Here is a 6,636-nt window from a genome sequence, read left to right on the forward strand (position 1 = left end):
GACGGCACCTCCTCACCGTCGAACGGAGTCGCCGTGCCCTCGCCGTGGTCATCGCGCCGCGAGGTCTCGCCAGAGACGTCGCGTCTGCTGATCGAGCGCGCGCACGAAGAGCTGGTCGGGGGCAACGTCGGCGATCCGCGGCTCGGTCAGATCCGCCCGCTCGTGCAGGACTCCTGGCGACGCTCGCTCGCGCACCTCGTCGGCGCCGAGGGGCTGCAGCCGCTCGACCTGGGTGACGACGAACTCGAGGCGTATCGGCGGGCACATCCTCTCTCGGCGGCGATGGACATGATCCGCGCCCTGCTGCTGCCGGGTGGGGAGAGCGACTCGGGAGTCGTGGTCGCCGTGGGGGATGCCGTCGGCCGCCTGTTGTGGGTGGAGGGCGACCGCCGGGTGCGCAGCCTCACGGGAGACATGGGCTTCGTCGCGGGCGCGAACTGGTCGGAGGAGGCGGTGGGCACCGCGGCGCCCGGCACCGCGCTGGCCCTCGGGCGCTCGGTGCAGATCCACGGCGCCGAGCACTACAACCGCCTCGTGCAGCCCTGGTCGTGCACAGCGGCGCCCGTCTACGACCCGGAGACGCGCCAGGTCCTCGGCGTCATCGATGTCACGGGCGACAGCGACGCCGCCACCCCGCAGGCGCAGCTGCTCGTCGACGCGACGGCGCGCGCCGTCGAAGCCGAGCTGCTCGTCGGCAGGCTCCGCGCCCGCGCCGAGCCTCCCGCGCCGCGGCGGACGCGGCGGCCCGCGGCGACCGCGGCGACCGCAACGACGATGCTGCGCGTGCTCGGACGCGACCGGGCGCTCCTCGATGTCGCCGGGCCCGACAGTGCCACGGTGACCGAGCTGTCGGCTCGGCACGCCGAGATCCTTCTCATGCTGGCCGTGCATCGCGAGGGACTGTCGGCCGAGCGGCTCGGACAGCTCGTCTACGGCGAGGACGACGCGGAGGGAACGCTGCGACCCGAGCTGGTGCGCCTGCGCAAGGTGCTGGAGCGGGTGGCGCCGCAGCTGGTGCCGGCATCCCGCCCCTACCGCCTCACGACAGAGCTGCACACCGACGCCCATCAGGTGGTCGCGCTGCTCGGACGCGGTGCGCACCGCGTCGCGCTCGCGGCCTACCGCGGGCGCGTGCTGCCCAACTCGGTCGCCCCCGGCGTGGAGGAGTTCCGCGAGTCGGTGCGCCTCGCCCTGCGCGAGGCCCTGCTCACGGAGGCCTCCGTCGACGTGCTGCTCGCGTACGCCGACACCGACGACGGCGCCGACGACGCCGAGGTCCTGCGTCTGGCGCTCGAGATGCTGCCGGCGCGCTCGCCGCGACGAGCCGGTCTCGTCGCGCGGTTGGAGAAGCTCGAGCGCTGAGCGCGGGTGGTGGTGGGCTGGGGGCGCGGAGCGGTTGGTTGAGGCGGAGTTGCGCGCGCGGCGGCGTCCGACCCGACCCCGGCGCGACAGGGTCGGGCGAGGATGCCAGGATGGGCGCAGACGCCGTCACCGGCGCCGAGGGAGGATAGACATGACCGACGACGCGCCCACACCCGACCTGGTGCGACTCGCGAGCGCCTACAGCATCGCGACGGAGTACTGGTCGTTCTTCGGCGACCGGGTGCAGGTCCCGGCATCCACCCTGCGGGCGGTGCTGGCGGCGATGGGCATCGACGCGTCGACGGATGCCGCGATCAGCGCGGCCCTCGTCGCGGAGGAGGAGCGGGTGTGGCGCGAACTGCTCCCCGCCTCGTTCGTGACGCGCGCCGGCGTCGGCGTGCTGTGGGTGCACGTCTTCGACGGGCACGACGTGACCGTGACGGTGGCTCTCGAGGACGGGTCGGAGCGCGCGCTCACGATCCCCGAGCAGCGCCCGGCCGCGCGGCTGGTGGACGGCATCCTGCGGTGGCGGGTCGAGATTCCGGTGCCCGACGACCTGCCGCTGGGGTGGCACACCGTGCGCGCGGAGCAGCGCCCGTTCGGCGGCGGCGCCGAAGCCGACCGCACGGCATCCGCCCCGTTCGTGATCACGCCCGATCGCCTCGGCGACCCGCCCGCCCGTCCCGGGCGCACGCGCGGCTGGGGCCTCATGGCGCAGCTGTACTCCGTCCGCTCACGGGCATCGTGGGGCCTCGGCGACTTCGCCGACCTCGCCGATCTCGCGGCGATCGCGGGCGAGCGCGGCGCCGACTTCCTGCTGATCAACCCCGTGCACGCTGCCGAGGTGACCAGTCCGATCGAACCGTCGCCGTACCGCCCCGCGACCCGCCGCTTCCTGGCGCCGCTGTACGTGCGCCCCGAAGACGTCCGTGAGGTCGCTTACCTGACGCCCACCGAGCGCGCCGTCGTCGAGGCCGCCCGCGGTCCCGTCGCGGCGATGGACGACGACGCGGACCGCATCGATCGCGACGCGGTCTGGGCCGCGAAGAGACTCGGCCTCGACGCGATCTTCGCGGTGCCGCTGACGCCGTCGCGCCGCGCCGAGCTCGATGCGTTCGCCGCGCGCGAGGGGCAGCCGCTGCAGGACTTCGCCCTGTGGTGCGCGCTCGAGGAGCACTACCTCGGTCGCGAGAGGCCCGCCGAGGTCGACGACATCCGCTCCCCGCTGGTCGCCGAGCTGCGCACGCGCCTGGCCGATCGCGTCGCGTTCCACGTGTGGCTGCAGTGGATCGCCGACCAGCAGGTCGCCGACGCGCAGGCCGCAGCCAGGGCGGCGGGCATGGCGATCGGTGTCATGCACGACCTGGCCGTCGGGGTGCACCCGCAGGGGTCGGACGCGTGGTCGCTACGGGAGATGTACGCGACCGGCATGGCGGTCGGCGCGCCGCCCGACATGTACAACCAGCAGGGCCAGACCTGGAATCAGCCGCCGTGGCTGCCGCGCGCGCTCGCCGAGGCCGGGTACGCGCCGCTGCGCGACATGATCCGCACGCTGTTGCGCCACGCCGGCGCGCTGCGCATCGATCACGTGATCGGGCTGTTCCGCCTGTGGTGGATCCCCGAGGGGCTCAGCCCCGCCGCCGGCACCTACGTGCGCTACGACCACGAGGCGATGATCGGCGTGCTGCTGCTCGAAGCCCACCGCGCGGGTGCGGTGCTCATCGGCGAGGACCTCGGCAACGTCGAGCCGTGGGTGCGCGAGTACCTGTCGGCGCGCGGCGTGCTGGGCACCTCGGTGCTGTGGTTCGAGCGCGAGGGCGACGGCTTCCGTCCGCCGGAGCAGTACCGCCGATCGCTGCTGGCGACCGTGAACACGCACGACCTGCCGCCGACCGCGGGGTACCTGGCCGACGAGCACGTCGCCCTCCGCGCCCGCCTCGGTCTGCTCACCCGCCCGGTCGAGGAGGAGCTCGCCGATGCGGATGCCGAGCGCGCGAGCATGCTGGCACTCTTGCGCGAACGCGGACTGATCGGCGACGAGCCCGGCGAGGCGGAGGTCATCGAGGCGCTGAACGTGCTGATCACGGCATCCCCCGCGCAGCTGATCGGCGTCGCCCTCGTGGATGCCGTCGGGGAGCGCCGGGCGCAGAACCAACCCGGGACCGACCGCGAGTACCCGAACTGGCAGATCCCGCTGGCCGGACCCGACGGTCGCGCCGTGCTGCTGGACGACCTGGTGCACAACGACCGCTTCGACGCGCTCACGCGCGCCGTCGACGCTCACCTCTGACGAGCAGCGGCGCCGCGGGCGCAGGCGCCGGTCCGTCGGGGCCGGCGGGGCGGATGCGGGCGAGAACGCCGACGACCACGAGCACGAGTCCGAGCAGTTGCGCGGGACCGAACGGCTCGTGCGCGACGACGACGCCCAGGAGCACACCGGTCACGGGATTGAGCAGCCCGATCACGCCGACCACGGCGCCGGGCAGGCGAGCGAGCCCGGTGAACCAGGCGGCGTAGGCCACCGCTGTCGCCACGAGGATGATGTACGCGAAACCGAGCAGCGCCGGTCCGTCGAGCGCCGGCGGTGCTCCTTCCACGATGATCGCGACGGGCATCACGACGAGCGACCCCGCGATGAGCTGCCATGCCGTCATCGTCAGGGGTGGCACGTCGGCTCCCCACCGCCTCGTGCGCCTCACCCCCGAGGGCGTGGAGCTCATCGACCGCGCGTTCACGGCGCACCTCGCCAACGAGCACCGCCTTCTCCCGCTCCTGCCCGCGGGCGACGCCGACGCCCTGCGCGACGCCTCCCGCCGCTGGCTCGCGGCCCTCGCCCATGACTGACCCCCGGCATCCCGCCCCGCCCCCACCGCGAGAAACCACTCTCGCGCCGAGAAACACCCCACGCAGGGGTTTCTCGGCACGCAACGTGTTTCTCGCGGCGGATGCCGGGGCGCAAGCCACGCGGATGCCGCGGCGCCAGCCGCCCACGCAACGCGATGCAACGTTGCGGTGCGTAGCGTCAGCGCATCCGAACGCGGCGAGGGATGCCGCGGACCATGCACTGTCGAAGGAGACATCATGACCATCGTCGAAGAGGGCGTCTCGAGCGTTTACGCTGCTCCCGGCCAGCGCGGGGCCATCGCCGAGTACCGTCCGCGGTACGGCCACTACATCGGCGGCGAGTTCGTCGAACCGATCAAGGGGCAGTACTTCGAGAACATCACCCCGGTCACGGGCAAGCCGTTCACCGAGGTCGGCCGCGGTACCGCGGAAGACATCGACCGCGCCGTTGACGTCGCCTGGAAGGCGTTCGAGTCGTGGAAGAAGACCACCCCGGCCGACCGTGCGAACATCCTCAACAAGATCGCTGACCGCATCGAGGCGAACCTCGAGAAGATCGCCGTCGCCGAGACGTGGGAGAACGGCAAGCCGGTCCGTGAGACGCTCGCCGCCGACATCCCGCTGGCGATCGACCACTTCCGCTACTTCGCCGGTGTGCTGCGCGCCCAGGAGGGCACGCTCAGCCAGATCGACGAAGACACCGTCGCGTATCACTTCCACGAACCGCTGGGCGTCGTCGGCCAGATCATCCCGTGGAACTTCCCGCTGCTGATGGCCACGTGGAAGCTCGCGCCCGCGCTCGCCGCCGGCAACTGCGTCGTGCTGAAGCCGGCTGAGCAGACCCCGGCATCCATCCTGTTCCTCTTCGACATCATCGGCGACCTGCTGCCGGCCGGTGTCGTGAACATCGTCAACGGGTTCGGTATCGAGGCGGGCGCGCCGCTCGCCCAGCACAAGCGCATCCGCAAGGTCGCGTTCACGGGCGAGACCACGACCGGGCGGCTGATCATGCAGTACGCGTCGCAGAACCTCATCCCGGTGACGCTGGAGCTCGGCGGCAAGAGCGCGAACATCTTCTTCGAGGACGTCGCCCGTCAGAAGGACGCCTACTACGACAAGGCCCTGGAGGGTTTCACCTTCTTCGCGCTGAACCAGGGCGAGGTCTGCACCTGCCCGTCGCGGGCGCTCATCCAGCGCTCGATCTACGACCAGTTCCTCGGCGACGGCCTCGAGCGCGTCGGCAAGATCATCCAGGGAAACCCGCTCGACCCCGCCACCATGATCGGTGCCCAGGCCTCGAACGACCAGCTCGAGAAGATCCTCAGCTACATCGAGATCGGCAAGGCCGAGGGCGCGAAGCTGCTCGCCGGCGGGGAGCGGGTGGACCTCGGCGGCGAGCTCAGCGGTGGCTACTACGTGGCACCGACGGTGTTCGAGGGACAGAACTCGATGCGCATCTTCCAGGAGGAGATCTTCGGTCCCGTCGTCTCGGTGACCAGCTTCGACGGCTTCGACGACGCCATCCACACCGCCAACGACACCCTCTACGGCCTGGGTGCGGGCGTGTGGAGCCGGTCGGCCGACACGATGTACCGCGCCGGTCGCAGCATCGAGGCCGGTCGCGTGTGGACGAACACCTATCACCAGTACCCGGCGCACGCCGCGTTCGGCGGGTACAAGCAGTCGGGCATCGGCCGCGAGAACCACCTCAAGATGCTCGACCACTACCAGCAGACCAAGAACCTGCTCGTGTCCTACGCCGAAGGCCCGATGGGCTTCTTCTGAGTCGAGACACATCGGCGAGACACGACCTGCCGCCCCAGACGCCCGTGCGTTTCGGGCGGCAGGTCGTGTCTCGGCAGAGAAAGGGGACGGTCATGACCACCACACTCAGCAGGGTCGCGGTGACGGATGCCGCGGCATCCCTCCTGCGTCAGCTCACGGCGCAGCACGGGAAGCTCATGTTCCACCAGTCCGGCGGATGCTGCGACGGCAGCGCACCCATGTGCTACCCCGTCGGGATGTTCCTCACCGGGCCGTCGGACGTGAAACTCGGCGACCTCGACGTGGGGCTGGACGACCCCATCGAGGTCTTCATCTCCGCATCGCAGTTCGAGTACTGGAAGTACACGCACCTCACGATCGACGTCGTTCCGGGCCGCGGCGCGGGCTTCAGCGTCGAGGGGCCGACCGGCATGCGCTTCCTCATCCGCTCGCGGATGCTGGACGACGCCGAGCTCGACCACTTCGGCCTGCGCTGACGGCGGCCCGCCGCCGCGCCGCGAACCGCCCCGCGAACCGCGAGACACCACGCGTGCACCGAGACACCGGTGCACAGCGCGTGTCTGGGTGCGCAGCGCGTGTCTCGCGGTGAGGGGGGAGGCGCCGGATGCCGCGGCTAGATGTACTGACCTCGACCGTTGTTGATGC

The 6,636-nt window shown here is 71.5% G+C and carries 6 protein-coding genes; 5 read left to right on the forward strand and 1 reads right to left on the reverse strand.

Translation table 11 applies throughout. The annotated features are described in order from the left end of the window. Nucleotides 1-33: 33 nt before the first annotated feature. Together BGN98_RS00770 and malQ are read left to right on the forward strand one after the other, a co-directional pair. A complete protein-coding gene (locus BGN98_RS00770; protein ID WP_288118833.1) occupies nt 34-1,362 on the forward strand; it encodes a GAF domain-containing protein in 1,329 nt (442 codons plus the stop codon). A 151-nt stretch (nt 1,363-1,513) separates the two neighbouring features. Beyond that, the gene (gene malQ, locus BGN98_RS00775) at nt 1,514-3,652 is read left to right on the forward strand and encodes a 4-alpha-glucanotransferase (protein ID WP_288118836.1); all 2,139 of its coding nucleotides are present in this window, start codon (nt 1,514-1,516) and stop codon (nt 3,650-3,652) included. Here the strand turns inward: malQ and BGN98_RS00780 are convergent. Further along, nucleotides 3,624-4,031 carry an EamA family transporter gene (locus BGN98_RS00780; RefSeq protein WP_288118839.1) on the reverse strand — a complete coding sequence of 136 codons (408 nt, stop codon included), beginning with the start codon at nt 4,029-4,031 and terminating at the stop codon, nt 3,624-3,626. The genes malQ and BGN98_RS00780 overlap by 29 nt on opposite strands. A gap of 19 nt (nt 4,032-4,050) precedes the next feature. Between BGN98_RS00780 and BGN98_RS00785 the strand changes: the two genes are divergently transcribed. The 3 genes from BGN98_RS00785 (at nt 4,051) to BGN98_RS00795 (ending at nt 6,467) form a co-directional block, all read left to right on the forward strand. Beyond that, nucleotides 4,051-4,206 (forward strand): hypothetical protein, encoded by a 156-nt coding sequence (locus BGN98_RS00785; protein WP_288118841.1) that lies wholly within the window; start codon nt 4,051-4,053, stop codon nt 4,204-4,206. A gap of 237 nt (nt 4,207-4,443) precedes the next feature. After that, nucleotides 4,444-5,991: an acetaldehyde dehydrogenase ExaC gene (gene exaC, locus BGN98_RS00790; RefSeq protein ID WP_061683316.1), complete on the forward strand. Its 1,548-nt coding sequence runs from the start codon at nt 4,444-4,446 to the stop codon at nt 5,989-5,991. Between the two features lie 92 nt (nt 5,992-6,083). Then, a complete protein-coding gene (locus BGN98_RS00795; protein ID WP_036319524.1) occupies nt 6,084-6,467 on the forward strand; it encodes a DUF779 domain-containing protein in 384 nt (127 codons plus the stop codon). The last annotated feature ends 169 nt before the right edge of the window (nt 6,468-6,636 follow it).

The sequence above is a fragment of the Microbacterium sp. 69-7 genome (assembly GCF_001897985.1).
Lineage (GTDB): Bacteria > Actinomycetota > Actinomycetes > Actinomycetales > Microbacteriaceae > Microbacterium > Microbacterium laevaniformans.